The 892-nt window shown below is 57.1% G+C and carries 2 protein-coding genes; both read left to right on the forward strand.

Features of this window, described 5'->3' with window-relative positions:
- Window positions 1–328: ABC transporter permease (locus ACXJ7R_RS34600; RefSeq protein ID WP_457155716.1), on the forward strand; the 328-nt coding region annotated here is incomplete at its 5' end.
- A gap of 1 nt (window position 329) precedes the next feature.
- Window positions 330–892 (forward strand): ABC transporter permease (locus ACXJ7R_RS34605; protein ID WP_457155717.1); only part of this gene is annotated, 563 nt, incomplete at its 3' end.

An 892-nucleotide genomic window follows, 5' to 3' on the forward strand; every position in this document is an offset into this window, starting at 1 on the left:
TGTGAGGGCGGCCTTCATGTCCGTTCCCGAAACGCTGATAAAGGTCGGAAAAAGCTTCAGTCTTTCGGACGCTGCCATATTCCGCCAGATCATCCTGCCTAGCGGGGCGCCCACAATCTTCGCCGGAATCCGGCTCGGGCTCCTCTACACGCTGATCAATATTGTGGCGGTGGAATATCTCGTCGATGCCGGCGGCCTGGGGCGGATCGTGTCCGATCGCTACTACCGCTTCGACGTCATAGGCACCTATACCGCAATCATCGCCATTGCGCTCGTCAGCATCCTTGCAAACGCAATCGTCAACAGGCTCGAGAAGCTTGTGAGGTGACATGAGAATCGCCATCCCCTCCTCGGGAACCACGTTCTTGTCCAAAGTCGCTGTGATAAGGATATCCACCGTCGTCCTCCTGCTCGCGTTCTGGCAGGCAATCGCCATTTCGGGACTGCTCTACCAAGGCGTTGTTCCGCAGCCGCTCTCGGTCTTGAGCGCACTTGTGGCCGAATTCGGCGACGCGACCTTCTATCGCGACCTGGCGATCACCCTTTTCGAATCCTTCACAGGCTTCTTTGCGGGGTCGGCTATCGCTGTCGTGGTCGGCATATGGCTCGGTTCGAATCCGTTTATACGCAGGGCCTTCGAGCCTTACATCCATGCCCTCGGAAGCACGCCCAAGATAATCTTCCTGCCCATCCTGTTTCTGGTCTTCGGATTGGGCATCGAATCGAAAATCGCCAAGGCCGCCATGTCGGCCTTCTTTCCCGTTGTTTTCAGCACGATCACAGGCTTCCTCCTGATCGACAAGGCGCTGCTGAACGTCGGGCGCAGCTTCAATCTGAGCCTGTGGCAAATGGGCCGTATGATCTATCTCCCTGCCATGTTGCGCCCCTTGTT

Source organism: Mesorhizobium sp. P5_C1 (assembly GCF_054049815.1).